The 24,806-nt window shown below is 36.5% G+C and carries 21 protein-coding genes; 13 read left to right on the top strand and 8 right to left on the bottom strand.

What is annotated here, in order from left to right; translation table 11 throughout:
* Nucleotides 1-19: 19 nt before the first annotated feature.
* The 5 genes from AB3I20_RS04705 to AB3I20_RS04725 form a co-directional block, all read right to left on the bottom strand.
* Complete coding sequence (locus AB3I20_RS04705; protein WP_067481293.1) at nt 20-475, bottom strand: DUF441 domain-containing protein; 456 nt, start codon at nt 473-475, stop codon at nt 20-22.
* A gap of 200 nt (nt 476-675) precedes the next feature.
* On the bottom strand, nt 676-2,604 hold the full coding sequence (locus AB3I20_RS04710; RefSeq protein WP_368027026.1) for a heavy metal translocating P-type ATPase: 1,929 nt from the start codon (nt 2,602-2,604) through the stop codon (nt 676-678).
* Between the two features lie 195 nt (nt 2,605-2,799).
* Complete coding sequence (locus tag AB3I20_RS04715) at nt 2,800-3,633, bottom strand: undecaprenyl-diphosphate phosphatase (protein WP_067481296.1); 834 nt, start codon at nt 3,631-3,633, stop codon at nt 2,800-2,802.
* 165 nt (nt 3,634-3,798) lie between these two features.
* Complete coding sequence (locus AB3I20_RS04720) at nt 3,799-4,503, bottom strand: histidine phosphatase family protein (RefSeq protein ID WP_075492097.1); 705 nt, start codon at nt 4,501-4,503, stop codon at nt 3,799-3,801.
* Nucleotides 4,504-4,526: 23 nt separating this feature from the next.
* Entirely contained in the window at nt 4,527-5,153 is a 627-nt protein-coding gene (locus tag AB3I20_RS04725) for an MBL fold metallo-hydrolase (RefSeq protein WP_067481300.1), read from the bottom strand.
* Between the two features lie 339 nt (nt 5,154-5,492).
* Between AB3I20_RS04725 and AB3I20_RS04730 the strand changes: the two genes are divergently transcribed.
* On the top strand, nt 5,493-7,841 hold the full coding sequence (locus AB3I20_RS04730; protein WP_368027027.1) for a helicase C-terminal domain-containing protein: 2,349 nt from the start codon (nt 5,493-5,495) through the stop codon (nt 7,839-7,841).
* A gap of 529 nt (nt 7,842-8,370) precedes the next feature.
* Here the strand turns inward: AB3I20_RS04730 and AB3I20_RS04735 are convergent.
* Complete coding sequence (locus AB3I20_RS04735; RefSeq protein WP_071869212.1) at nt 8,371-8,862, bottom strand: YajQ family cyclic di-GMP-binding protein; 492 nt, start codon at nt 8,860-8,862, stop codon at nt 8,371-8,373.
* A gap of 178 nt (nt 8,863-9,040) precedes the next feature.
* Between AB3I20_RS04735 and AB3I20_RS04740 the strand changes: the two genes are divergently transcribed.
* From AB3I20_RS04740 to AB3I20_RS04750, 3 genes are all read left to right on the top strand, one after another.
* Nucleotides 9,041-9,967 carry a YitT family protein gene (locus tag AB3I20_RS04740; RefSeq protein WP_067481354.1) on the top strand — a complete coding sequence of 309 codons (927 nt, stop codon included), beginning with the start codon at nt 9,041-9,043 and terminating at the stop codon, nt 9,965-9,967.
* Between the two features lie 141 nt (nt 9,968-10,108).
* Nucleotides 10,109-10,453: a metal-sulfur cluster assembly factor gene (locus AB3I20_RS04745; RefSeq protein ID WP_067481306.1), complete on the top strand. Its 345-nt coding sequence runs from the start codon at nt 10,109-10,111 to the stop codon at nt 10,451-10,453.
* 96 nt (nt 10,454-10,549) lie between these two features.
* Nucleotides 10,550-11,038 carry a GNAT family N-acetyltransferase gene (locus tag AB3I20_RS04750; RefSeq protein ID WP_083571986.1) on the top strand — a complete coding sequence of 163 codons (489 nt, stop codon included), beginning with the start codon at nt 10,550-10,552 and terminating at the stop codon, nt 11,036-11,038.
* Nucleotides 11,039-11,246: 208 nt separating this feature from the next.
* On the opposite strand, the gene AB3I20_RS04755 is transcribed toward AB3I20_RS04750, so the two are convergent.
* On the bottom strand, nt 11,247-11,726 hold the full coding sequence (locus AB3I20_RS04755; RefSeq protein WP_075492250.1) for a DUF3955 domain-containing protein: 480 nt from the start codon (nt 11,724-11,726) through the stop codon (nt 11,247-11,249).
* A 360-nt stretch (nt 11,727-12,086) separates the two neighbouring features.
* On the opposite strand from AB3I20_RS04755, the gene AB3I20_RS04760 reads away from it, so the two are divergent.
* Nucleotides 12,087-13,412, top strand: coding sequence for an LPXTG cell wall anchor domain-containing protein (locus AB3I20_RS04760; RefSeq protein ID WP_368027028.1), 1,326 nt, complete (start codon nt 12,087-12,089; stop codon nt 13,410-13,412).
* Nucleotides 13,413-13,923: 511 nt separating this feature from the next.
* Here AB3I20_RS04760 and AB3I20_RS04765 read toward each other — a convergent pair.
* Nucleotides 13,924-14,223 (bottom strand): bacteriocin immunity protein, encoded by a 300-nt coding sequence (locus AB3I20_RS04765; protein ID WP_271026766.1) that lies wholly within the window; start codon nt 14,221-14,223, stop codon nt 13,924-13,926.
* Nucleotides 14,224-14,801: 578 nt separating this feature from the next.
* On the opposite strand from AB3I20_RS04765, the gene AB3I20_RS04770 reads away from it, so the two are divergent.
* The 8 genes from AB3I20_RS04770 (at nt 14,802) to AB3I20_RS04805 (ending at nt 24,716) form a co-directional block, all read left to right on the top strand.
* Nucleotides 14,802-15,422 (top strand): hypothetical protein, encoded by a 621-nt coding sequence (locus AB3I20_RS04770; protein ID WP_071869440.1) that lies wholly within the window; start codon nt 14,802-14,804, stop codon nt 15,420-15,422.
* Nucleotides 15,423-15,506: 84 nt separating this feature from the next.
* Complete coding sequence (locus tag AB3I20_RS04775) at nt 15,507-16,022, top strand: hypothetical protein (RefSeq protein WP_311817776.1); 516 nt, start codon at nt 15,507-15,509, stop codon at nt 16,020-16,022.
* Between the two features lie 66 nt (nt 16,023-16,088).
* Nucleotides 16,089-21,851: a hypothetical protein gene (locus AB3I20_RS04780; protein ID WP_368027029.1), complete on the top strand. Its 5,763-nt coding sequence runs from the start codon at nt 16,089-16,091 to the stop codon at nt 21,849-21,851.
* A gap of 213 nt (nt 21,852-22,064) precedes the next feature.
* The gene (locus AB3I20_RS04785; protein ID WP_067481312.1) at nt 22,065-22,826 is read left to right on the top strand and encodes a formate/nitrite transporter family protein; all 762 of its coding nucleotides are present in this window, start codon (nt 22,065-22,067) and stop codon (nt 22,824-22,826) included.
* Nucleotides 22,827-23,105: 279 nt separating this feature from the next.
* Nucleotides 23,106-23,666 carry an alkaline shock response membrane anchor protein AmaP gene (gene amaP, locus AB3I20_RS04790; protein WP_368027030.1) on the top strand — a complete coding sequence of 187 codons (561 nt, stop codon included), beginning with the start codon at nt 23,106-23,108 and terminating at the stop codon, nt 23,664-23,666.
* A gap of 11 nt (nt 23,667-23,677) precedes the next feature.
* Nucleotides 23,678-23,866 (top strand): DUF2273 domain-containing protein, encoded by a 189-nt coding sequence (locus AB3I20_RS04795; RefSeq protein ID WP_067481316.1) that lies wholly within the window; start codon nt 23,678-23,680, stop codon nt 23,864-23,866.
* 72 nt (nt 23,867-23,938) lie between these two features.
* The gene (locus tag AB3I20_RS04800; protein WP_231885368.1) at nt 23,939-24,427 is read left to right on the top strand and encodes an Asp23/Gls24 family envelope stress response protein; all 489 of its coding nucleotides are present in this window, start codon (nt 23,939-23,941) and stop codon (nt 24,425-24,427) included.
* 43 nt (nt 24,428-24,470) lie between these two features.
* Nucleotides 24,471-24,716 carry a GlsB/YeaQ/YmgE family stress response membrane protein gene (locus AB3I20_RS04805; protein ID WP_067481318.1) on the top strand — a complete coding sequence of 82 codons (246 nt, stop codon included), beginning with the start codon at nt 24,471-24,473 and terminating at the stop codon, nt 24,714-24,716.
* Nucleotides 24,717-24,806: the final 90 nt, after the last annotated feature.

Genomic DNA, 24,806 nt, shown 5'->3' on the forward strand with positions numbered 1-24,806 from the left:
ACACCAAAGATAAGCTTTTTTATTTTCCGATTGAAATGAGTTGTAAGATACAATAGGCGATGCCAGATGCAATAACAGGCCCAGCAGCAATTCCTTTTAGGAAAACAACTCCAAGAATTGTTCCAAAAACTAAAGCTACAGTAATCTGAGGATCAGAAGCAATCAGACCAACTCCCTTTGAAGAAAGGACCGCAACCAAACCACCACAAAAAATAGCAACCCAGCCCATTGGTGATTTAAAAGCTTCTAACAAGTCTTTTAAACCAATTTCGCCCGTAGCGATCGGAATCAAAATTGTTGCAGTAATGATGGTAACTCCGATATTGATCCCTTTTCCTTGAAGCCAAGGATAGATATTTTTTGAAAGGGGAATCAATTTAAGTAAGAGTACAAAACCTGTCGCAATCAGTAAGCTTTGGTTTTTTGCAATAAATGCAATCAATAAAATAAGACCAAGAAATAACCAGCTTTCCATTAAGAGACCTCCTTTATTTAGAAGTTAATCATACCATTTCAATTATCCAAACAAAAGTGGAGATGTGGTGAAGCAATGAGAGAATAGAAAAAAGTTCGTGGATTGAAACACAAAAAGGCTGTGAGGCTCGTTCGTGCTTTAAATAATCAGAAAAAAAATTATTTCTTAAAGGCAAACGGGGGTTCACAACCTTTTTAATTTTAATGTGTAATTGCCGCCTGGTACAATGGACAAGGTGTGCATCGTTTAGAATCATCGTTTTTCAAAGGCGCTAGTGGTTGTAACATTCGTAGTCCGTTGAGAATCACTAAAATAGTACTGCCTTCATGACCAATCACACCAAAAGGTAAATTTAAAAATTGAAGGAAGTTTGAAAGAATCAATAAAACAATTACACCAACAGAAAAGACGATGTTTTGCTTAATGATTCGTTTTAATTTCAAGGAGAGACGATGACTGTATACTAATTTGTCTAAGTCACTATTCATTAAAACGAGGTCGGCAACGTCAATCGCAATATCAGTTCCTTTTCCCATAGCAATACCAAGGGTCGCGGTAGCTAAAGCTGGTGCATCATTCACGCCATCACCAACCATTGCATTTGTCTGATACTTTATTTGTTCTTGTTTGATGAGCGCTGTTTTTTCTTCAGGTGTACACCCAGCATGAAAAGCGGAAAGACCTACTTGGGTAGCAATTGCTTTGGCAGTCCCAAGGTTATCGCCAGTAATCATACTGGTATGAATAGCAGATTCGTTGAAATAATGAATAGCAGCTGCCGCATTTGTTTTGGGAACGTCTAACAGACCAAGAATCGCTAATAGTTCATTTTCTTTTGAGAAGAAAATAACAGTTTTGCCTTGCTTTTCTAGTTCTTCAACAAGACTCGCCAATTTTTCATCTTTTTTAATCTCAGCTAGTGAATAAGCATGCTTTCCGACATGCCACTGACTTCCTTGATAGTTGGTGGTAAGGCCAAAACCAGTGATTTCTTCAACAGTCAATTGTTGAAATTCTTTAGTTGATTGACTTCCAAAATGAGTTGTAATTGCTTCAGCCAATGGGTGTGTTGTTTGGCTTTCCATAGCAACTAAAACGTTTTTGCTGACTGGATCATCTGTTAAAAAGAAAGAATCCGTTACAATTGGTTTTCCACGAGTCAGTGTTCCAGTTTTGTCAAAAGCAACTGCCTTTAATTCAGCCAACTGTTCTAAGTGAATCCCACCTTTGATTAAAATCCCGTTTTTAGCAGCGTTTGATAACGCAGCTAAGGTTGCGGGTGTTGCAGAGGCGACGAGGGCACAAGGTGAAGCGACAACAAGTAAGACCATTCCTCGGTAAAAACTTTCTTCCCATGTCCATCCAGCCAAAAAGGGAGGGAGAAGAATCATCAGCGGAACGCTAAGCAGTACGAGTTTGACATAAGTGTTTTCGATTCGTTCGATGAAGGAAGCTGTTTTTGTTGGCGTATTTTGAGCTTCCTCAACAAGTTGGATAATTTTAGCAAAAACTGTATCCGAACTAAGTTTCGTCACGGTCATCGTAAAGGGGTTTCCTTGATTCAACGTTCCTGCGAAAACTGGATCTTGCTGTTGTTTTTCCACTGGTACGGATTCACCGCTGATTGCTGCTTCATCAATTGTTGCTACTGGGCTCGTTAATTGACCATCGATTGGAATTGCTGCACCTTTAGGAACAAAGACTTTATCGTTGATTGTTAACTCAGTTACATCGACTTCCTTTGTTTCGCCACTCTCAAAAAGTTTTAAGGCACGTTGTGGTTGCAAATTCATCAAAGCGGTAATTTCTTTTTGACTTTTATTTGTCGTATATTCTTCTAACGCGCCACTTAAACAAAAAATAAATGTTAGCATGGCACCTTCAAAATAATTTCCAATCAAACACGCACCAATAGCGGCGAGAGCCATGAGCAAATCGACATTTAATGTATGGTCGGAAAATAATTCAGTCAAACCTTCCTTTGTCTGCTTAAAGCCACCAATTCCAATTGCCAAGAGATACAAGAACGGTGCAAAGGGGAGGGCAAGTTTAGTAAAGATGAAGCCTAAACTCATGAATACAAAACAAAAAATCGTAGAAATAAATGCTTTTCTTTTAAAAAGTTCCATTGGGCATTCCTCCTTCTCAAAATTACTATAGCATAGTCAAAATCTAATTGATAATAAAATATGCTAATTGAGAACGATAATGGTTATCAGTTGTATTTTTAGATTTTATCTACTCTTCAAATAATAATTATTATCAATAAAACAATAAAAAAAGAAGCTGGGGTCAAGAGAAACCCCAACTTCGTTTCTTATTTCCTACATACTAATAAACCAATAACCAATTAAAATAATTCCTAGAATAATTCGATACCAACCAAAAGCAGTAAAGTCATTTTTCTTCAAGTAACTTAATAAGAATTTGATTGCTAAAATAGAAACAATGAATGAAACAAGTGTACCGACTAGTAAAACGACGGTTTCTTCAGTTCCAAAAGTATTTCCTTCCATCAAATACTTCACGATTTTCAACCCGCTAGCTCCAAACATCACTGGAATGCCTAAAAAGAATGAAAATTCAGTTGCAACAAAACGTGAAGCACCAATAATGATTGCACCTAAAATTGTTGCGCCTGAACGAGAAGTCCCAGGAACAAGTGCCAACACTTGGAATAAACCAACCATCAAAGCGGCTTGATAAGTAAAATCGTTTAATGATTCCCAGCGTGGTTTTCTTGTTTTGTTTCTTTTTTCAACGATGATAAATGCAATCCCATAAATAATCAAAACAATAGCGACTGACAAGAAGTTATGAAAATGTTCCTCCAACCAATCATCAAGTGGTAATCCAATAATTACAGCTGGTAGACAAGCAACCACCACTTTGAACCATAAAGACCAAGTATCTTTTTTCTCAATTGCTGTTTTACTAGGTGAGAACGGGTTTAGCTTATGAAAATAAAGAACTACGACGGCTAGAATCGCACCTAATTGGATGACCACGTTGAACATTGACATGAATTGTGTGCTAGCATCCAGTTTGATGAATTCGTCAGCTAAAATCAAATGGCCAGTGCTACTAATAGGTAACCACTCGGTAATGCCTTCGATGATTCCCAAAATAACTGCTTTAATAACATTTGCAAAAAACATAAATTCCTTCCTTTCCAAACAAAATACATGTTATAGTATACCGTTCTTTTTTTTGAAAACCAAACTGTTTTAAAATATTAAGAAAAAATTTCTAAAGTTCCTTTCAACGAAAAAAAACAACTACGTCAAGAAAGTCAACGTAGTTGTTTTTTCGAGTATTTTTGATTATAGAAAAGAATCACGAGTAAGTTCTTTTCCTTTTTCAATATAGCTAACATCATTGATCCCTAAAATAGTAAATTTTCCATCTTGATAAGAAACCTTTGTCACGCTACCATTTTGCAAACCAGCACGTACAGGTTGTTTTTCATCAATCAAATTTAGTAAGAAGGCAATCGTTAAACCATGTGAAACGACTAGAACATTTCCGCCACCGTGTTTCTCGCAGTGATGTGCGATATCTTCGAAGCCATTCCAGACACGTTCTTTCAGTGTTTGATAAGTTTCAGCCCAGCCTGCAGTATCTAAATCATAGACAGCATTTGCAATCTGTTCAAAGGTCACATCAGTGGTAAACATTTCATCAGGTGTTTGAAAATTCAAGACACGAGGGATGACACCCCACATTTCTTTATCATAGCCACCTTCAAGTGAACCAAAACACCATTCACGAATTCTTGGGTCGATTGAATATGGAATTTCTTTTCCTTTTAAATGCTCCCCTAAAATCGTACGAGCAGTCTCGATTGCGCGACCGCTATCACTTGAATGAGCAAAAGCAAATTCAATTTCTTTTAATCCACGTCCCAGATGACGTATACCTTCTTTTCCTTCACGTGTGAGTGGCGTATCACACCAACCTTGGACACGCTCGATCGTATTAAACATGGTCTTTCCATGTCTGACAATATAAAGAGTTGTTTCAGTCATTTGAACATTCCTCCTAAAATAGATTATGCATTGAAAAATGGATTTGTTTGTTTTTCATGTTCGATGGTAGTCGCGTCACCATGCCCGGGATAGACCGCGAATTCATTTGGTAAAATAAATAATTGCGTTTTGATACTATCTAGTAATTGTTCTAAATTACCAGTATACAAGTCTGTTCGTCCAATACTTCCCCGGAATAATGCATCACCAGAGACGACAAAGTCATCAAAAATAAAACTGACACTTCCAATTGAATGTCCGGGGGTAGGTACGACCCGAAAATGAATGTCACCGAGTGTATATTCTTTCATTTCAAATTCGTATTCAGCAGGGGCAACGATAATATTATTGATGTCATCGTGACGACCAAGCCCAGAAAGGTTAAGGATCGGATCGCCTAACCAAGATTGTTCTAGTGGGCTGACATAAACAGGGATGTCATAAAAATGACGTAGTTCTTCCACGGCACCGATATGATCATAATGCGTGTGTGTCAACAGAATAGCTACAGGTTGCTGAGTGGTTTTAGCGATTTGCTGACGAATCAAATCAGCGTCTTCTCCGGGATCGATAATTAGTAGTGCCTCGTCGTTATAAACTAAGTAACAATTTTCTTCGATAGGCCCAGTTTTTAGACGTTCAATGTGCATAAGAATTCCTCCAATATGTTTTCAAGCAAGTCAAATTACTTACTATAGTATAACGTATTCATCCTGATCAAACAAAAAAGCTCACTTATCTGAATTATCAGACTATATGAAAAGTATTTATAGATTTTAAACGGAAGGATAGTGAGTTTTCATCACATTTTAATTTGTCCTTGTTATATTTAACTCATCCAAAAATCCAAATTCTATATCCTATATCCCTGCCCATCCAGCAGGGTGTTTTTTTTTGCCCAAAAACGAAAAAATGTTCGTTTATTGTATTTCATCCTTTGCGAATGAGTTTTTTTCAGGTAATCTTATAGACGAAAGAAGGAGGCGGATGTGGTGAAACAATCAAAAATCTCTGTGCGAAATCTTGTTGAATTTATTTTGAAAAGAGGAAGCATTGATAATCGCAAAAAGAGTAACCATACCGCATTAGAAGGTGCAAAAATTCACCGGAAGTTGCAAAAGCAAGGTGGAGATACTTATGAAAAAGAAGTATTTCTTAAGAAAACGGTGGATTTAGACGGTTACCAATTAACGATTGAAGGCAGAGCAGATGGAATTTTTCAAAAAGAAGGTATTTATTATATCGACGAAATCAAGACTTCTGAACCACGCTTTGAAGATTTGGAGAAAGAACAAGTTGAATTGTTCTTTCATCAAGCGCGAGTGTATGCTTATATCTATAGTCATGAGCACGACTTGACAGAAATCAATTTACAATTAACTTATTTTCAAACAACGGAAGAAATTATTACTCGGAAAATCGAGCATCAAACGATTGAAGAGTTAGATACTTTTTTTACAAAATTAGTAGCGGATTATCAAGAATGGCTGATTTTTTCTGAGAATTGGCGGACTGTTCGGAATGCGTCGTTGATGGCATTGAAATTTCCTTATGAACAGTATCGAAAAGGACAACGTGAACTTGCAGTTGCGGCTTATAAAACGATCCGGACAAAACAAAAACTTTTTGTCGAAGCGCCCACAGGAACAGGAAAAACGATTTCAACGTTGTTTCCGAGTCTGAAAGCAATTGGCGAAGGTGAAGGAGAACGACTTTTTTATTTAACAGCCAAAACAATCACGAGGCAAGTGGCAGAAGATGCTTTAATTGCCTTGAAAGATGTTGGAGCACAAGCAAAAAGTGTAACGATTACTGCAAAAGATAAAATTTGTTTTCTAACAGAAACAACGTGTAATCCAGACCAGTGTCCTTATGCCAATGGTTACTATAATCGGATCAATGAAGGTTTATGGGATCTACTGAATCACGAAAATCAGCTGACCAGAGAAGTGATTGAAAAATATGCAAAAAAACATACTCTGTGTCCGTTTGAATTGTCTTTGGATGCAAGTCTTTGGTGCGATGTGATTATTGGTGATTACAATTATTTGTTTGATCCAACTGTTTATTTGCGACGATTTTTTGAAGAAGAAAAAAATGAAGAGAACCTTTTTCTGATTGATGAAGCGCATAATCTGGTGGGGCGTTCAAGAGAAATGTATTCAGCAGAAATCTCTTATGCAAAAACAAAAAAAATAAAAAAAGAGATTCCAAAAGAATATGCAAAGTTACGACGACGTTTTACAAAAGTAGAAAAGGAATTCAAGCAAATTGAACAAGCGTTAGATACCAAAACATATCATCATCAAAAAGCTTCTGCAGATTCATTGACCAATGCGTTGTATCAAGTCAGTGAACATATCAAAGAATGGCTAGCTGAATATCCAGAGCATCCAGTGCAAGAACAGTTATTATCCTATTATTTTGAGGTGTTGCATTTTTTGAAAATCAGTGAGTTTTATGACGATCATTATGAAACAACAGTTGAGAAGAGTTTGTATGATTTGGTAGTGAAAGAATTTTGTATCGATCCAAGTTATTTTCTTGAGCAGTCATTAGCAAAAGGACGAAGTAGCTTGTTGTTTTCTGCTAGTTTTTCTCCGTTATCTTACTATCAAGAAACATTGGGTGGAAAAGATAGTTTGGCATATCGTTTGCCAAGCCCATTTCCAGAAGAAAATCAGCAAGTGATTGTTGCAAGTTATCTTGAAACCACTTATCGAAAACGAGAAACAAGCTTGCCGGCATTAGTTGAAACGATTGCACATTTCACGCAGGGAAAAACAGGAAACTATTTTGTTTTCTTTCCTTCTTATAGCTATCTAGATCAAGTAGTAACGGTTTTTAAAGAACAGTATCCTGAGGTGGAAGTACTAATTCAAGAAACAAAGATGGATGAGAACGAGCGCGAAACATTTTTATTGAATTTTCAGGAAAATCCTCAGGAAACCTTGATTGCATTTTGTGTATTGGGTGGTATTTTCTCAGAAGGCATTGATTTAAAAGGAACGCGCCTGATTGGTAGTATGATTGTTGGCGTTGGGTTACCTCAAATGAATCACGAACAAGAATTGATTAAAGAATACTATGACGAAAAAGAGCAGTTCGGATTTGCTTACGCGTATCAATTACCAGGGATGAATAAAGTATTGCAAGCTGCTGGTCGAGTGATTCGAGAGATGACCGATCAAGGAATTATTTTATTAGCAGATCGGCGTTTTGCTAGCCCACAGTATAGTCAACTGTTTCCTAAACATTGGCAAAATGCTGCAAAGGTCCAAACTTTAAGCGGGCTTGATGAAACGGTAAACCAATTTTGGCAACGAACGACAAAATAAACATCAAAGAAGGAGCCCAGGACAAAACGCCAGTTGTTCTTAACACATTTTTCAATTAAAAAAAGCCTAAAATCAACGTTTTCAAAAACGAATTTTAGGCTTTTTCTCTATTTAGGCTACTTTTGTTCCAGCCTCTTTTTTGTTAGTGAAGAAAATCAATCTTTGCGTTAGTTCATCGAAAGGAAGTGAAGCTAAGCTTCTGTGGCAACTCTTGCAAGCAACTCAAAATACGTGTTTGCAAGGGCTGTTTTTTTGTTTGTTGACGCTAGGCGCTTTACGACATAATCTGATACGCGATGTTCCCCAAGCAACTCCTCAAAATAATTCATAACTGTTCAAAAAATTGAGCAGCAATTTTTGTCAGTTGCTTATTATTTTTTCGGAGCTGACCGCTTGGAGCCACAACCTTTATCTACGGTGTTCCCCAAGCAACTCCTTGAAATAATTCATAACTGACCAAAAATATGAAAAGCAATTTTTGTCAGTTGCTCATTATTTTTTCGGAGTTGACCGCTTGGAGCCACAACCTTTAACGATAATTAGTAAATTGCAACTCAATCGGCAAATCAAGTTTTCTTAATAAAGAAATTACTTCTTGCAAATCATCACGGCTTTTACCCGTCACACGAATTTGATCTTCTTGAATTTGTGCTTTTACTTTTAACTTGGCATTTTTAATTGCGGTAGTAATTTTCTTAGCATTTTCACGGTCAATTCCACTAACTAAATCAGCATTTTGCTTAGCTTTTCCACCAAGTGCGTGTTCAGAATCAGAAAAATGAATGTTTTTAATTGGAACACCACGCTTAATCAATTTACTTAATAAAACATCTTTGATCTGTTCTAATTTAAAATCGTCATCACCTAAAACAACTAAACGATTTTGCTCTAATTTGATTTCAACAGTTGAACCTTTAAAATCAAAACGATTAGTTAATTCTTTGGTTGTTTGTTGAATGGCATTTTTTACTTCTTCCATATTGACCTCGGAAACGATATCGAAACTAGCATCTTTTGCCATGGATAATCCTCCTTATTGCTACAATTAGTTTTCTTCATTGTAGCATAGTACCGCATTTATAAAGTAGCCTTTGTTAAAATTCTTCTCATTTATCTAACAGGTGTTTTATTTTAATTAAGAAACTGTTATTCTTACATTTGAAATAAGGTGTAGAGGAGAGGTGCTCGTGAGCAAAGTGATGACTGTCTATCAAAAAAATGAAATGCTGAAGAAATTAGTGGTGATTTTGATAACCGGAGTAACAGCAGCTGTTGCTTTGAACTATTTTTTGATCCCGGCAAATGTTTTTTCTGCGGGGATGAATGGGATTGCACAAATCATCGCTTCTTTGTTGTATGAGTGGTTTCATATCCAAGCTGATACAGGAATCTTTATCTTCATACTAAATATTCCTGTATTTATTTTAGGTTTTTTAAAAGTTGGTAAAGGATCTACGATTTTAAGTTTTATCAATGTTCTCGGTGTGTCGTTGATGACAACCATTATGCCAGTGGGACACGTAACAGATAATATTTTGATGAATGCTTTAGTTGGAGGCGTTTTGCTTGGGGTTGGCGCAGGACTTTCTCTTAAAATGGGGTTTACGACTGGTGGAATGGATATCATTTCTTTAGTTCTATCGCAAACAACGGGGAAGACTGTTGGTAATTATATGTTTATCTTAAATGGTATCATTGTTGTCATTGCTGGCTTCTTTTTCAATTGGGAGAGTGCGTTATATACAATTATTTCAATTTATGCTTTGACACAAGTCGTTGACGCGATTCACACAAGTCACCAGAAAGTAACGGCGATGATTGTAACGGTCAAACCAGACCAAGTAACCGAAGAGTTAATGAAAAATATGGTACGCGGACTCACTTTATTACCATCAGTTGGCGGTTATTCAAAAAAAGATGGCAAAATGATCATGATGGTAATTACACGTTATGAGTTATACGATTTAGATCAAATCGTTCATGAGGTCGATGAAGATGCCTTTATTAATATTTTGCCAACACAATCTGTTTTTGGTCGTTTTGCAAACGAGCAAGAACAAAAGACGTATCGTTCAACCGGTGTCTTGCCGGAACCTAAAAAGAAACAAAATCGTAAAAAAAGATAAGTAGTTAATAATAACTTTAATATAATAACTTGGTAATTAAAAAAATTCTTAGCTAAACGAGAACATAGCATCATAATTCTCATTTACAAATAATTAAAAAGAGAGTATGATAAACGAAAATCAGATGAAGGAGTGTCGACTATGACAGAAGCAAACCAAGACTGGTCTGCACAAGAAACAGAAGCAATCAAGGAACGAATTCTTTCTGCACTAGAAACGGTTATCGACCCTGAATTGGGAATCGACATCGTGAACCTAGGCTTAATTTATGATATTGAATTCAACCCAGAAGATGGCGACACAGTAATTAAAATGACGTTAACAACGATGGGCTGCCCACTAGCAGATATCCTAACAGACTCCATTCACGATGCTTTACGTGAAGTCGAAGAAGTGAAAAAAGTCGAAGTGAAACTTGTTTGGTATCCCGCTTGGACGACCGATAAAATGAGTCGTTATGCGCGGATTGCACTAGGAATCAGATAAAGAAAAAGTACGCGCTTTTTCGTAAATAAACTCGCAAATAGAACTCCTCTACTCGCCTTAATAAGAAAGCTAGTAGAGGAGTTATTTATACCTAAATTGGTAAAAAATGTTAGCATCAGAGACAAAGCTGAAATGGAAGGATTTAAAAAATTGATCAAAAAAATAGAAGAGATAACGGAAAAAGAGCTACAAGAAATTATCAGTATATGGTTAGAGAGTAACATCCAAACGCATCACTATATTGAGAAAAGTTATTGGGAAAAAAATCTTTCTGTGGTCGAAAAAGAATTGCCTAAAGCAGAAATTTTTGTCGATAAAATAGATGACAAAATTGTTGGTTTTATAGGAATTATGGATGGCTACATTGCAGGTGTTTTTGTGGAAGAAGCCTATCGAAATCAACAAATAGGGAAAAAACTTTTAAAAAAAGCAATGGAATTGAATGATCAGTTATCTTTAAATGTTTATGAAAAAAATAAACACGCAATTGATTTTTATCTAAAGCTAGGTTTTAAAAAGGCTCACATGAACATCGATGAAGAAACCGCTGAAAAAGAATTAGTTATGGTATGGGAAGCAAATTGAGTAGTAAAATTGGATGTTCTTCTTTCTAGTTAACTTTTTCATTAGTAAAACTTCGATAACTGTAACCTCAAAAACGAGAGTAGGGCAACACTAAAAATCTAGTCGTTTTTAATCCATTTTTCAATTAAAAAAAGCCTAAAATCAACGTTTTCAAAAACGAATTTTAGGCTTTTTTTCTGGTTAGGCTAGTTTTGTCCCAGCCCCTATTTTAGTGTCGTTTTTTCAATATTGTTAATAAATAAGTTATTCCAGTTGCTAAAAATACCATGAGACCTGCAAACAAGAATAAAAAGCCAATTGGAATCAAAAAGAAATTTTCGTGTAAGATACCGGATGAGTCGATATACTCGACTGAGTGTCCCTTGATGAAAAAGCAAGCAAAACCAAAGAGTAATAAGAAAGTTCCGATGAGAGTAGTAAATAAGTTGAACTTCGCTCTTTTTGTTTCACTGCCATCGTTGATAAGTTTTTCAGTCAGATTGTTCATGTTTGTTCCTCCTAAAATCAATTCATCAAGTGAAAGGTGAAAGAGATCTGCAATCATAATCAACAGTTCTAAATCAGGAAGGTTTCGATCGTTTTCCCAGTTCGAAACAGCTTGCCTTGTCACGTTTAGTTGTTGGGCAAACTGCTCTTGTGTTAATGCATTTTGTTTACGAATTTCTTTTATTTTTTGTCCGAATTCCATGAGTGATTTCCTTTCATTGATGTGCTTTTAGCATAAGAAAATTCTTTGATAGATTCAAGAAAGCGTAGCTTGCTTACTGATAAATCAAAGGAAAGAGCTACTTGCGTCATTTATTTTTGTCAAATTCTTCATTCAGTGTTTATGTTACTGTATTATAGGACAACTAGATAATAAAGAAAAAGAAGATTTTTTAGTATGCAAATGAATGAAAGCATGACACTTATTTTCTTTTAGATGAGAAATAAGATTAAATATATTTTCATAAATAACAGTTGTATAAGGAATAAATTAGAAAATCGGACTATACCTTGAAACATTTTATTCATATGGTACCCTTGAGAGCAGAAAAGGGGTTTATATATGAAAATCAGTAGTTTATTGTTTGCATCATCATTACTAATTGGTCCATTGGCAAGTCTCGGAACGGTTTTTAATCAACCGACACAAGCAGAGACGGAAAGTAGTTATGTTTCTAACTGGGCGCAGTCAACATACGGAAATGTTAATAACATCAAATTTACAGGAGATTTTTCTGACTATAATTCTGGTGTGAAAAAATTAGCGGTGGGCGAAACAATTAACATCAGCGCATCAATCAGTTTTTCGGGTGATAAGGAAGCGATTGAACAAGCAATAGTAGCGTTTGAAAATGTAAATCCTAACTTGACGATTAACTATAACAATGATTTAGAAATTACTGGGAATAGTGGTACGTTTAGTTTTTCCGTTACGTTAAACACTTATTCTAGTAATCCTTGCTTATTTACTATCAAAATTCAAGACGGTGTACCAGGAGACAGCAATCATTTAACTCCATACTCTCAAACCGAAATGATTATTGCTGGAGAAAATTCAGATTCAAGTAGCACGACGGACTCAAGCAGTACAACGGATTCAAGTAGTACGACGGATTCAAGTAGTACGACGGACTCAAGCAGTACAACGGATTCAAGTAGCACAACAGATTCAAGTAGCACAACAGATTCAAGTAGTACGACAGACTCAAGCAGTACAACAGATTCAAGTAGCACAACAGATTCAAGTAGCACAACAGATTCAAGTAGTACGACGGATTCAAGTAGCACGACGGACTCAAGTAGTACAACAGACTTAAGCAGTACAACAGATTCAAGTAGCACGACAGATTCAAGCAGTACAACAGACTCAAGCAGTACAACGGATTCAAGTAGTACGACGGACTCAAACAGTACAACAGACTTAAGCAGTACGACAGATTCAAGCAGTACAACAGATTCAAGTAGCACGACAGACTCAAGCAGTACGACGGATTCAAGCAGTACAACAGACTTAAGCAGTACGACAGACTCAAGCAGTACAACAGACTTAAGCAGTACGACAGACTCAAGCAGTACAACAGACTCCAGTAGTACAACAGACCCAAGTAGCACAACGGATTCAAGCAGTACAATGAATTCAAGTAGCACAACGGTTCCTATGGATAGTATTTCTGACACAAGTAACTCGGTAGTGGGAACAACTCACTCAGAAATAAATAAAAACTATGCATCTACTACATCAAATAGTAGTTTTAAAGAATCTAAAAATAAATTTCCTAAAACGAATGATGATTCTAAACCGGTGATTGCGTGGGCAGGAGTTGTTACGATTGTGCTTGTATTAAGTACTTTCTGGTATCGTAAATATAAAAAAACGGATCAACAATGATTCATTTCAAATAGGTAGCAACAAGACGTAGATAAATGTTGTGACTCAAAAAGTTAAACTTTTATAGAGTGGAGAAATCCGCTCTTTTTTTATACTGTAAAATAAGGATGAATCAACTGCTTGAGCTGGAATTGAACGATCAAAAGTTTTCTGCCAGTACAGATAGGTCACCTTAGTGAAGGTTATGAATGCAAGAGGCTCAACTAATTTGAATGACTTTCGGAGGTTGATGATCATTCGTATGACCGATTCTTTCGTCTTTGTTGGGCTTTCTAATTTTCACAGCCTCTTTCATTCTTTTAAAAGGCATTCTCAATCTGAAGCAAACAAACTTGTTTTCTAATTCTTTGATAGGATTGCTTGCTTCAGGTGTTTCTTTGACTAGATAAATAGTCATGAACAATTTCAAATTTCAATTCAAAACTGCATTTTCTCATACAAAAAAACCTCCAAAAGTTCGATCAGAAAACGGACTTTTGGAGGTCACTTCAGTTTGTTGCAGTCTTTTTGGCTAAAACCATAGAGGAAGGAGCATGGCACTCATGGCAATCCCTTGGTAGATTTCTGCGTCATGTTTTAATTGATAATACAAGTTTATGACTGCTTCTGGAAATGGTTGTTTAGTTTCAAGATAACTTAGCGTGATTGCATGGCAAAGCTTTGTAGCAACTAACTTTGTATTTTCAGTTTTTTCTAACTCTTGCGCTGCACTAAAAATCATCTCTTTGATTTTAGGCATTTGCGCCACTTTTTCATCTGAGTAAGCTGCACTCAACTGGTTCATCATGATTACGAACTTGCTTTCAGACATAGAATCATCTCCTTGTGCTTAATTTAGCACGTTTATTTAATGAAATCAAAAGACAAGCAACGACTTTAGTGGAAAGTGACTGATTATTTCTTGTTCAATGAATTTATTTTTTTTTGCTTTCAATAAAGCTTCATTGGGCTTTATTAGTTTTGTAAATGTATATTTTATAGAAGAAAAAAGTTATTATCTGTCCGCGCATTGTTTTTTTTATTTAGAAAATGAAAAGCGCGATGAGTTCCTTGTTTGAGATTAAGCAAGAAGTAGAGATTCTGCAAAGGACATCTCGTTCCGACACCTAGGTAAAATCTGATTGGAAATGGTTTGTGTTCGTTTGCTAATATAATTTATGTTCCAAGGCGTACTACGCAAAAAACGAAAATTTATTTGGAACAAAGTGTTATGTTTGAAAATGATGCTATTTTTCTGAAATGGACATTGCATAAACCGTTTTAGGTAACCCTCGTGTAAGTAAAAGATAGAAATTGCTATTTTTTACTTTATCTAAAATTGATTTTGTAGTGGCTGTTTTAGTAAGAAATAGCTTTGTTTTAAAAATATAAAATAGGGGAGATACAAAAATGGTAAAGAAATTACTAGTTAGTACATTAATTTTAGGTGGGGTTGTTTTGGCTCCAATTACGGCAAGTGCCTGGGAAGCAGGAGAAACAGATCCCAATGAAGCTGGTGGACAAACGATCAAAGGTCAAGATTCTGGAAATGTAGCTGTTAATGGTTGGATTGGTGCATGGGATTCATCAAATCCAGAATCTCCAGATCCAACTGATCCGGAAGATCCAACAGTCATTGACGTCACAATTCCAACAACTGTTTTATATGCGAATAGCGTAGATGATGCTGGAAAACCTACATCAACAATTATTTCACCAATCTATAAGTTAACAAATAACTCAACATCAAATGATGTAAAAGTTTCTGTTGAAAAATTTAGTTCAAAAAATGCAATTGATGTGAAACAAGATTTATCAGTTGTGGCGACAGGTGAAGCAGCAGTTGCTTTACAAACCAAAGCAGGTCAAATGCTTAATGCAAGAACAAAGTTGGTAACTGTTCCTAAAACATCAACGAAAAATTTTGAATTCACAGGAAACATTGATCAAAGTGCATTCCCAACGGGTGATACTGATGCAGCATTGAGACCTACATATGACATGTCTCTACACTTTACAGCAGTAAAATAAGCAAATAAAGAGCTTTAAAGTAAAGGAGGGAGATTGACTAATCTTTCTCCTTTTCTGGGTTTTGACATAGGGGGATATCAAAAGATGGTGGAACAAAGAGCAAAAGAAAATAAGAAGAAAACAAGACGATTATTGATTTTATTACTGTTGTTGCTTGTTGCATTAGGATCATTTTTTTCATTTTACTTTTTCAGAGAAACGCCGAAAGTTATCAGCGGGTTGCCAGACGTTGAACAAAATTTAGAAAAAATGACAGATGAAGAAATGCTAAAGTTCATGCAAACAGAAGTCGACAAAGACAATTTTACTATCAACCTGAAACATGAGATCGCAGTTTCAAAAGAAACGAATGTTGCTCAGATCGCGGTGAAAAACAAACCGACGAATGCTTACAGCATCCAAGTGGCATATTTGCTGAAAGAAGGAAATGAACAGGTTTACAAATCTGGACTGATACCTGCAAATCGCCAATTAATGGAAGCCAAGCTAGCAAAAGATTTGTCAAAGGGTAGTCATGAAGTAACGATTGTTTATACGATCTATGATGACGAAAAGGAAATCAATCAATCAACGATCGACGGTGTACTATATGTTAGCTAGTAAAGGGGGCACTGCTATGTATGAAGGACGGTGGAGAAGGGCTGAACAAAAAAGGATGAAACAAAAATGAAAAATAGACAAAAGATGATCATTTGGCTGATGTTAGTAGCACTGCTACTTTCAGAAATTACTCATTTAGTGAGTATTAGTAATCAGGTTGTATGGGCACAAGAAGAAAGTGAAACGCTTCAATCAACTGAAAAGCAAGAAAAGACGACATCAACTGAAACTAGTGTGAATCAAATACAATCTGGAAAAACAACCGAAACAAGTCAAACTCAAACACAAAATAGTTCCCAACAAGAAGAAAATGAAGTTTCATCAAAAACACAAACATCCACTGAGCAAACGGTGGCTGAAAGTTCAACAAAAGAGGAAGTTGCGTCACAGACATCGAAAACGAGTATCCAACCACAGGCGGGAAATGTTGATGATAACCCTGGTGCTAAGGTAGCTTATGATAAAGCAGCTACATATTGGATTGGAGAAATAAGCGCCAGAGTGAAAACAGCACCCAAACTTGGAAATTATGTCGGAGCTACATCAACCATTGAATTTAATCTTCCAGTTGAGAATGCACCTGTAACATCTGCAACTAGTGGTATATATAAATGGGACTATGCGACAAGTATATATTTTGACGGTGTGTCATTTGTCGGAGGTGACGGTATTACCTTCACTGGATCAGCCGCCACATCAACAACGAATGGTCAAACTTTCAATCATTTTTATCTTGTGATAAAGCGAACGAAACCTGGTTCAAATATTACTGTTCCTTCTATAAGCTTGAAATATCATGGAGAGCTAAGAGCGGATGAATATAAGTTTGGTGGTTGGAGCAGAGTTGATTATTTTGAGAAAGGTACCGTTAGTCGAGGTATTTCAGGATTGGTTTGTAACCTTGAGAGTGTAGATATGCCTAGTAAATATTCTTGGCTCTATGATGAGTGGAGAAAAGTATCTGTCCGGAAAATAGCAAGTAACCTGTCTGACGCATTGAAATCCAATTACAGTAAGCTGGGAAAAAACGTGAATGATACTGTAAATTTTACAGTTGAAAGTAAAGCGAGTGAACAATATACAGGGCAGATCAATTTTATAGGAGACTATTTCTCTGACCTATCTCAATTTAAAGTTAATTTATCCAGTAACTTTTCTAACTATGTTCAACTTGAAAAGACGGGTTCAACTGGCACAAAGATAAATTATCGAATGAAGCGAGTCAAAGCAGGTAATTTTTCAGGTGACTGTTCTGTAACAATCAATACACGTCATGATGCTGAAGGGCGTACAATATCGATTTATGATGGAAGTCTGTTTTATTGGGCACTCCCGATGGATAATATTCCATTAGATTCGGCTTCAGCAAGTTTCAGCATAAATGATGACCGACAAATCTGGGCAGATGTGGTGGAACAAACGATCGAACTTGGAACATGGTCAGGTGAAATCCCCGCTGTTTCAAAAATGATTACTAACGTACGTTTAGAAGATGGAACAGCAATCAATGCTTCCGACTACACAGCGGAAGTCAACTCAGTTCCTAGCTTCGATAATATGACGGTCACGGACAAAATTGGTGTGAAAATTACACGTAAATCAAGTGGCGTCACTACTTATGTACAGGTACCTGTTAAAATGACTTGGGGAAATACCATTCAACTTCGAGGGTATGATAATGGGACAAGTGGTGCATATACCCTTCATAAAATAGGAAATACGTATCGTATTCGTTCCAGCTATGGAGAAAACAAAAATTATAGAAGTAACGGTATCCATGAGTATCGTAAAGGAATGACCTATCAGTCAATCACGTTACTAAGAGGAACCGGAAGAATCGATCAATTAAGTAGCACATACTATAAAGGATTCAATGGTGAAATCACAACGAATGAAGTAGTCAGTAGCTTTGGAACGAACGCACAGCAGTATATTCAACTGGGAGATGTCGTCCAAATATGGCATAAAGAACAGTGGCGAAACTCCTATACTAGAAATGGAAGTAATGTGAAGTATTCTGATATGGATGAAGGAAGCGTCTATTTTGCAGTAACTGCGGATGGTTTTATCCCGTATCGTTTGAATCAGTTGAAACCAAAAGAAACCACAATCACAATGGAGACCACCGATGCTGAGTTAGATAAACAAGCAGGTGATTTGATTGACTTTCTTGGAATGAATGGGAATGGCTTGAAAGTTTCTAAGATCACTGAGTATCCTGACCGGTCCAAAGCGGGAACGGCAAAAGGAAAAGTATTGGTAGAAGAAACGATTGACGGGCACACATATACTTATGAATACGAGGTGCCTTTCAAAGTTACGGATGACCGACAAATCCGGGCAGATGTGGTTGAACAAACCGTTACTTTGGGAACACAAGCAGATGAACTAGCTGACGCTTCAAAAATGGTTACCAATGTTCGTTTGGATGACGGGACTGTTTTAAATTCATCTGATTATACGACGCAAGTGATGAGTGCACCAGATGTTGACAATATGAAAGTAGCCGAAAAAATCGAAGTTAAAGTAACACGAAAAAGTAACAAGGCAGAAACAACCGTTTATGTTCCAATCAAAGTAGCTTGGGGAAGTACGATTCAGTTACGTGGGAAAAATGACCAAACTGCAGGAGCGTATACCTTACACCAAATAGGTAGTTCTTACTACATCCGCTCTAATTATGGTCAAAGTGATTCTTACAGTGGGAACGGTGTGCATAGTAACTATATTGGCACACCTTATCACTCGATTAATTTGTTAAGAGGATCAGGAAGAATTGATCAATTGACAAATACCTACTACAAAGGGACAAATGGAAATGTTACTGCGAAAACGATGGTCGACACTTTCGGTACGAATGGTAAACAATTTGTTCAATTAGGTGATATCGTACAGATTTGGCATAAAGAACAATGGCGTAACTTCTATACGAAAGATGAAACGGAAATAAAGTATTCAAATAAAGATGAGGACAGCACGTATTTCGCAATCACTGCTGATGGTTTTGTTCCTTATCGCTTAAATCAATTAGAAGTCAAAGAGTCAACGATTTTAATGAGCACAACGAATGAAGAGCTGGATCAGAAGAAGGATGAACTGATTGATTTTCTCGGAATGACTGGAAATGGATTGAAAGTTTCTAAGATTACGCAATACCCAGACAGATCGAAGCCAGGAAAATCGACAGGTAAAGTTTTAGTCGAGGAAATCATTGGCGGAGTCAAGCTAAACTACGAATATGAAGTGACCTTTAATGTAACAGATGATCGACAAATCTGGGCAGATGTGGTTGAACAAACTGTCGAATTAGGAACACAAGCAGATGAACTAACTGACGCTTCAAAAATGGTTACTAATGTTCGTTTAAGTGATGGAACAGTTTTAGCTGCATCAGATTACACCACGCAAGTGATAAGTGTACCAGATGTTGACAATATGAAAGTAACCGGAAAAATCGAAGTTAAAGTAACACGAAAAAGTAACAATGCAGAAACAACTGTTTATGTTCCAATCAAAGTAATTTGGGGAAATACGATTCAAATTCGCGGACGGACTGACCAAACGGCGGGAGCTTATACACTACGCAAAAAAGGAAACTCTTACTCTATTCAATCGAGCTTTGGGATGGATAAAGAATATCGAGTCGACGGCATTCACAGTATATTCCCTAGTTATTACTCCATGACGCTCCTACGAGGGGATGGTAAACTTACTGATTTGACAGGGACTTACTATAAAGAAAACACTGGGAATTTAACTACAGATAAAATCGTTAACGATTTTGGAACAAATGGGCAACAATCTGTTCAACTAGGTGATGTCGTCAAAATTTGGCATAAAGAACAATGGCGTAACTTCTATACGAAAGATGAAAAAGAGATTCAGTATTCAGGTAAAAATGAAGATATTGTTTATTTCTTGGTTACCGCCAATGGCTTTGTTCCTTATCGCTTAAATCAATTAGAAGCCAAAGAGTCAACAATTTTAATGAGCACAACGAATGAAGAGCTGGATCAGAAGAAGGATGAACTGATTGATTTTCTTGGAATGACTGGAAATGGACTAAAAGTAACTAAAATGACTCAGTATCCAGATCGTTCAAAAGCGGGGAAGGCAGTAGGAAAAGTGTTGGTAGAAGAAACAATCGAAGGCATCACTCATACTTATGAATATGAAGTGACCTTTAACGTACTAAGCGACTTAAATGTTTCTGCCAAACAAATCGCTGATATTCCGTTAGGAACGACCTTATCTGTCGCAGCTAAAGATTATGTTGATGTGACTGCCAGTCCTGAATCAGCAGATCAATTAACATTTGAATGGGTTGGTGAACCAATTAGCGGGGCAACTGTTGGCCAGCATCAAGCAACGGTTCGCGTAACCAGCCAAAACTTCAATCAATCAGTTGATGTCGTGATTAATTACAAAGTATTGTATAGCAATAGTATCGTAATGGGGACTGATCCGTTAGTAGCACTTAGCTTGTTGGACGATGGAGGAGTGCCCAAGCTAGTTGCAACACCAGGAACGGCAAAAAATGAATTGACATTGCGTCCGCTATTGAATGTTTATCGTGACTCAATGACGAATGTGCTCGTTTCACTACAAACAAGTACGGTTTATCAAACGCCGGATCAGTTAGCAACCACTTGGAATGGTTTGATTAAATCAGCAACAATCGAGTATGGGGATGTGATAACCGCATCGGGTACTAAGAAAGATAGTCCAACTTGGCAATTAAGTGGTTCAGAAACATATACGAGTCGAAATGAAGTGTTAGTGAAAGAAGCTGAAGGACAGACGGAAGCTTTCTATGAATTGACACCAAATGGTTATTCTTTATTACACGTTAATTGGTTGAAACCACAAGTGCAAGAAATTGAACAAGGGACGACAGAAGCAGAACTGGATCAACGAATCAATGAATTTCTTTCGACAGAAAACTATAATGAACTGTCAGTGAAAGAATTCGAAATGTATCCAGATACATCTAAACTTGGTGGAAGTATGGCTGTAATCAGCGTTGTCGAAACGTTGAAGAGCGGGAAAACATTTGCATATAGCCACACGGTACCATTTATCGTCAAAGCACCGAAGTTAACGCTGGCTGCAGATCTAACTGTTGAAAACCTGTCAAGAAGTGAGGAAGAAACCAATGTTGGTGATGAATTACTTTATGTTTACACGCTAACGAATAATAGCTCCGTTGCGTCACTTAAGTCGGGAAATCTTTCAATTGAGTTACCAGAGGGATTGGAAGTCGTGACACGAAGTGAACAAAATGTGAGTATTGATGAGCTAGCACCTGGTAAAACTTTTACTTATCAAGTAAAAGTAAAAGTGACAGATGCTGCGTTGAATCAAAATCCAGTAGTTAAAGTAACAGGAAAAGCAACAAATGAAAGTTCAGTCGAGCAAGATATTCCAGAAGTAGCAGCTGATGTTCCTGGGGGAATTGTTAACGAAATTGATACTTCGGAAATCAACCTAACAATACCAACAAAAATGAATTTTGGTTCAGACGAAGAAAAAATCATTTCACCTGTTTACAAAATGGAAAACAATTCAACTGTACCTGTCGAAGTATCTGTTGAGCAATTTACACCAGATACAGAACTAAAAGACAAGAATTTATTACTGAAAATTGTTGCTGATGGACAACCTGTGACTCTTTACGAAAATAATCAAGAAATCAACCGAGCACATCTATTGCTAACTTTAGATGCTCAAGAAATCAAACAAGTTTCATTTGAAGGTTCTGTTAATAAACAAACAGATGTATCGAAATCATCGTCTAACATGCGGTTAAGATTTAAATCAATTAAATAAATCCTAATGAAAAGATTTTGGAGAATCAAATTACTTGTTAAAATGGATAATTAGGTAACTGGGACAGCTTTTAGTCCCAGTTTTTTTTTTGAAAAATGATGGAAGAGTTATAGAAATGAGGAATTAGTGAAAAAATGTACAAAACTATTGAAAACGGTTGATTTAACTGTAAAGTAGTAAAAAGGAGAAGAAAAGTTTAAAGGAGCGATTTTTGTGTATTCACCAAGTGAAATTTTAGCAATCAGCATTGAGAATGGTCAGAAAAAAATTGAAAAAACATGGATAGCCAAATGGATTTTAGGCTTCATTGGAGGCGCGATGATTTCTTTAGGTTATCTAGCATATATTCGAGTATCGGCTTCGATTCCAGCAGATTTAGCCAGTGTTCAGGCGTTAGTTGGCGCATCTGTTTTCCCAATTGGATTAATTGTGATCTTGTTGGCCGGGGGAGAATTGATTACTGGGAACATGATGGCTGTGAGCACAGCATGGATGGCAAAGAAAGTTTCTTTTAAAGAACTTTTACTAAACTGGTTAACGATTACATTAGCAAACTTATTGGGTGCTTTTTTTGTTGCTTATGCTTTCGGACATGTGTTGGGTTTAACGCATAGTGGCGTGTATTTAGACCAAGTGCTGTCATTAGCAGAACATAAGGTCAATGTTTCGTGGGAACAAGCAGTCATTTCTGGTATTGGTTGTAACTGGTTTGTTGGACTTGCTTTATGGTTATGCTATGGTGCGAAAGATGCTGCTGGAAAAATTTTAGGTATTTGGTTTCCCGTGATGATCTTCGTTGCGATTGGTTTTCAGCATAGTGTGGCAAATGCATTTGTTATTCCTGCGGCCATTTTTGAAGGCTCATTAAGTTGGGGAGAATTCTTTAGAAATTTCTTGTTAGTGTACGTAGGAAACATTCTTGGTGGTGGCGTTTTTGTTTCAGGATTTTATTATTTAAGTTATAAAGGTCACTAAGAAAAACAATTGAAAAACGATTCAACTAACCGTTCATTTTAGAAATGAACGGTTTTTTTAGTTTGTCTATTTGTTTTTTAATAAGTAAGCATAACTTTTGCAAAAAAAAATTGAAAGTAATAGTCTGGAATTAAGATAAATTAGAAAAACATAAAAAGAGAACGCTTTGATTGTGAGTGAATTGCCATAAAAATGTTGTTATATTCGCTGAATGGCTAGATTTTATTTAGTAAATAATTGGCAAATTGCCATTGTTTAAAAAATTTTAGGAGGTGGAAAATGAATAAAGGGGTTAAAGTGATTGGAATCATCGGAAGTTTGGTTATCCTTTCAATCTCGTTGACGGTTGCATTGATTTATTCACTGTATCAGTTGCCAACTTTCTTAGAGAATGTTCGATACTTTATTGTTACTAGTTTTTACTTTCAACAATATATCTTTTGGGTTGCCATTGTATTTAGTATTCTTGTTGCCATATTTATTCTATTCATCCTTTTTTATCCAAAAACCAAGACAACCTTTGTCTTGAAGCGAGAACATGGAACTTTAGCTGTCGATAAAAAAGCGATTGAAGGATTAGTTCGAACGAAATTACAGGCAGAAGAATTTATTCATTCCCCTAGAATTGTGGTTCGTGCAACAAAAAATCGAATCAAAATCAAAGTGAAGGGTGAATTGAAGCGAACTTCTTCGCTAATTGGGCAAACAGACCAGTTGATGAAGGAGATCGAAGCAGAAGTCAAACGATTGTTAGGGGTAAATGAACCTGTTCAAGTGATAGTCACTTATCAGCAATTTCAAAAAGCAGCAAAAGAAAACAAGAACTCTCGAGTAGAGTAGGAGGGCAAAAAATGAATCAATTCTTTTCAACATACAAGCTCCCTATTATCTTTGGGGGTCTTGGGCTCATTTTAGCGATTTTGTGGTTAACCGTAGGATTTTTTAAAACCTTGCTCATTTTGGTTTTAACCGCAATCGGTATCGCAATTGGTTTTTATCTTAAAGAAACACATCTTTTAGATGATTATTTTAAATTTTAGGAGGAATGGATAATGGCACACAACGAATTCAAACCTGCAACAGAACAAAAAAATACAAAGGGGATTGATCAAATGAATGGAGAACTAACTTTTGAAGACAAAGTGATTCAAAAAATTATTGGAATTGCTTTAGAAGATGTGGATGGCTTGCTAACTGTGGATGGCGGATTTTTCTCCAATATTGCTGAAAAATTAGTGAATACAGATAATGTAACAGCAGGAATCGACACAGAAGTTGGTAAAAAACAAGTAGCTGTTGATATGGATGTTGTTGTTGAATACGGCAAGGACATTGAAGGTATCTACGAACAAATGAAAGAGTTAATTGGTCGTGAAGTGAAAAATATGACTCACTTAGATGTGATTGAAGTTAATGTGAACGTCGTTGACATCAAAACACGCGAAGAATACGCAAAAGAAAGTGAAACAGTTCAAGATAAAGTAACGGACGCAGCAAAATCAACTGGTGAGTTTGCTTCAAAACAAACCTCTAAAGCGAAAAAAGCTGTCGACAAAGGAACGCAACGTGTGAAAGAAAACACTGAACCTCGTGTGGAATAATAAAATAATTTAAACTTGTAAAATTTGAAAAGGAGTGAGTGACATGGGCTTTATTTGGTCATTAATTGTTGGTGGTATCATCGGAGCTGTGGCAGGTGCAATTACGAAGAAAGGTTCTTCAATGGGAATTATTGCAAATATTGCTGCAGGTTTAGTTGGTTCTGCATTAGGGCAATGGCTACTAGGAAGCTGGGGACCAAGTTTGGCAGGAATGGCAATCATTCCGTCAATTGTTGGTGCAGTGATCTTAGTGCTAATCGTTTCATTCTTTGTCCGTAAAATGGATTAAGTTTGGTTAAAATAGCTTATCTAAAGTGAATTGAAAAAAGGTCTGGAAGAATTCTTCCAGACCTTTTTTAATTACTAATTAAATTGAATT

It is taken from the genome of Enterococcus sp. C50 (genome assembly GCF_040887505.1).
GTDB classification, from domain to species: Bacteria; Bacillota; Bacilli; order Lactobacillales; family Enterococcaceae; genus Enterococcus_B; species Enterococcus_B thailandicus.

Bases quoted from the DNA above. Each gene is read 5' to 3' on its own strand.
- AB3I20_RS04725 (WP_067481300.1), bottom strand. From the start codon at position 5,153: ATGCACATTGAACGTCTAAAAACTGGGCCTATCGAAGAAAATTGTTAC.
- AB3I20_RS04715 (WP_067481296.1), bottom strand. From the start codon at position 3,633: ATGTTTTTTGCAAATGTTATTAAAGCAGTTATTTTGGGAATCATCGAA.
- AB3I20_RS04780 (WP_368027029.1), top strand. From the start codon at position 16,089: ATGAAAAATAGACAAAAGATGATCATTTGGCTGATGTTAGTAGCACTG.
- AB3I20_RS04795 (WP_067481316.1), top strand. From the start codon at position 23,678: ATGAATCAATTCTTTTCAACATACAAGCTCCCTATTATCTTTGGGGGT.
- AB3I20_RS04720 (WP_075492097.1), bottom strand. From the start codon at position 4,503: ATGACTGAAACAACTCTTTATATTGTCAGACATGGAAAGACCATGTTT.
- AB3I20_RS04760 (WP_368027028.1), top strand. From the start codon at position 12,087: ATGAAAATCAGTAGTTTATTGTTTGCATCATCATTACTAATTGGTCCA.
- AB3I20_RS04745 (WP_067481306.1), top strand. From the start codon at position 10,109: ATGACAGAAGCAAACCAAGACTGGTCTGCACAAGAAACAGAAGCAATC.
- AB3I20_RS04705 (WP_067481293.1), bottom strand. From the start codon at position 475: ATGGAAAGCTGGTTATTTCTTGGTCTTATTTTATTGATTGCATTTATT.
- AB3I20_RS04805 (WP_067481318.1), top strand. From the start codon at position 24,471: ATGGGCTTTATTTGGTCATTAATTGTTGGTGGTATCATCGGAGCTGTG.
- amaP (WP_368027030.1), top strand. From the start codon at position 23,106: ATGAATAAAGGGGTTAAAGTGATTGGAATCATCGGAAGTTTGGTTATC.
- AB3I20_RS04740 (WP_067481354.1), top strand. From the start codon at position 9,041: ATGACTGTCTATCAAAAAAATGAAATGCTGAAGAAATTAGTGGTGATT.
- AB3I20_RS04765 (WP_271026766.1), bottom strand. From the start codon at position 14,223: ATGTCTGAAAGCAAGTTCGTAATCATGATGAACCAGTTGAGTGCAGCT.
- AB3I20_RS04755 (WP_075492250.1), bottom strand. From the start codon at position 11,726: ATGGAATTCGGACAAAAAATAAAAGAAATTCGTAAACAAAATGCATTA.
- AB3I20_RS04800 (WP_231885368.1), top strand. From the start codon at position 23,939: ATGAATGGAGAACTAACTTTTGAAGACAAAGTGATTCAAAAAATTATT.
- AB3I20_RS04770 (WP_071869440.1), top strand. From the start codon at position 14,802: ATGGTAAAGAAATTACTAGTTAGTACATTAATTTTAGGTGGGGTTGTT.
- AB3I20_RS04735 (WP_071869212.1), bottom strand. From the start codon at position 8,862: ATGGCAAAAGATGCTAGTTTCGATATCGTTTCCGAGGTCAATATGGAA.
- AB3I20_RS04710 (WP_368027026.1), bottom strand. From the start codon at position 2,604: ATGGAACTTTTTAAAAGAAAAGCATTTATTTCTACGATTTTTTGTTTT.
- AB3I20_RS04775 (WP_311817776.1), top strand. From the start codon at position 15,507: ATGGTGGAACAAAGAGCAAAAGAAAATAAGAAGAAAACAAGACGATTA.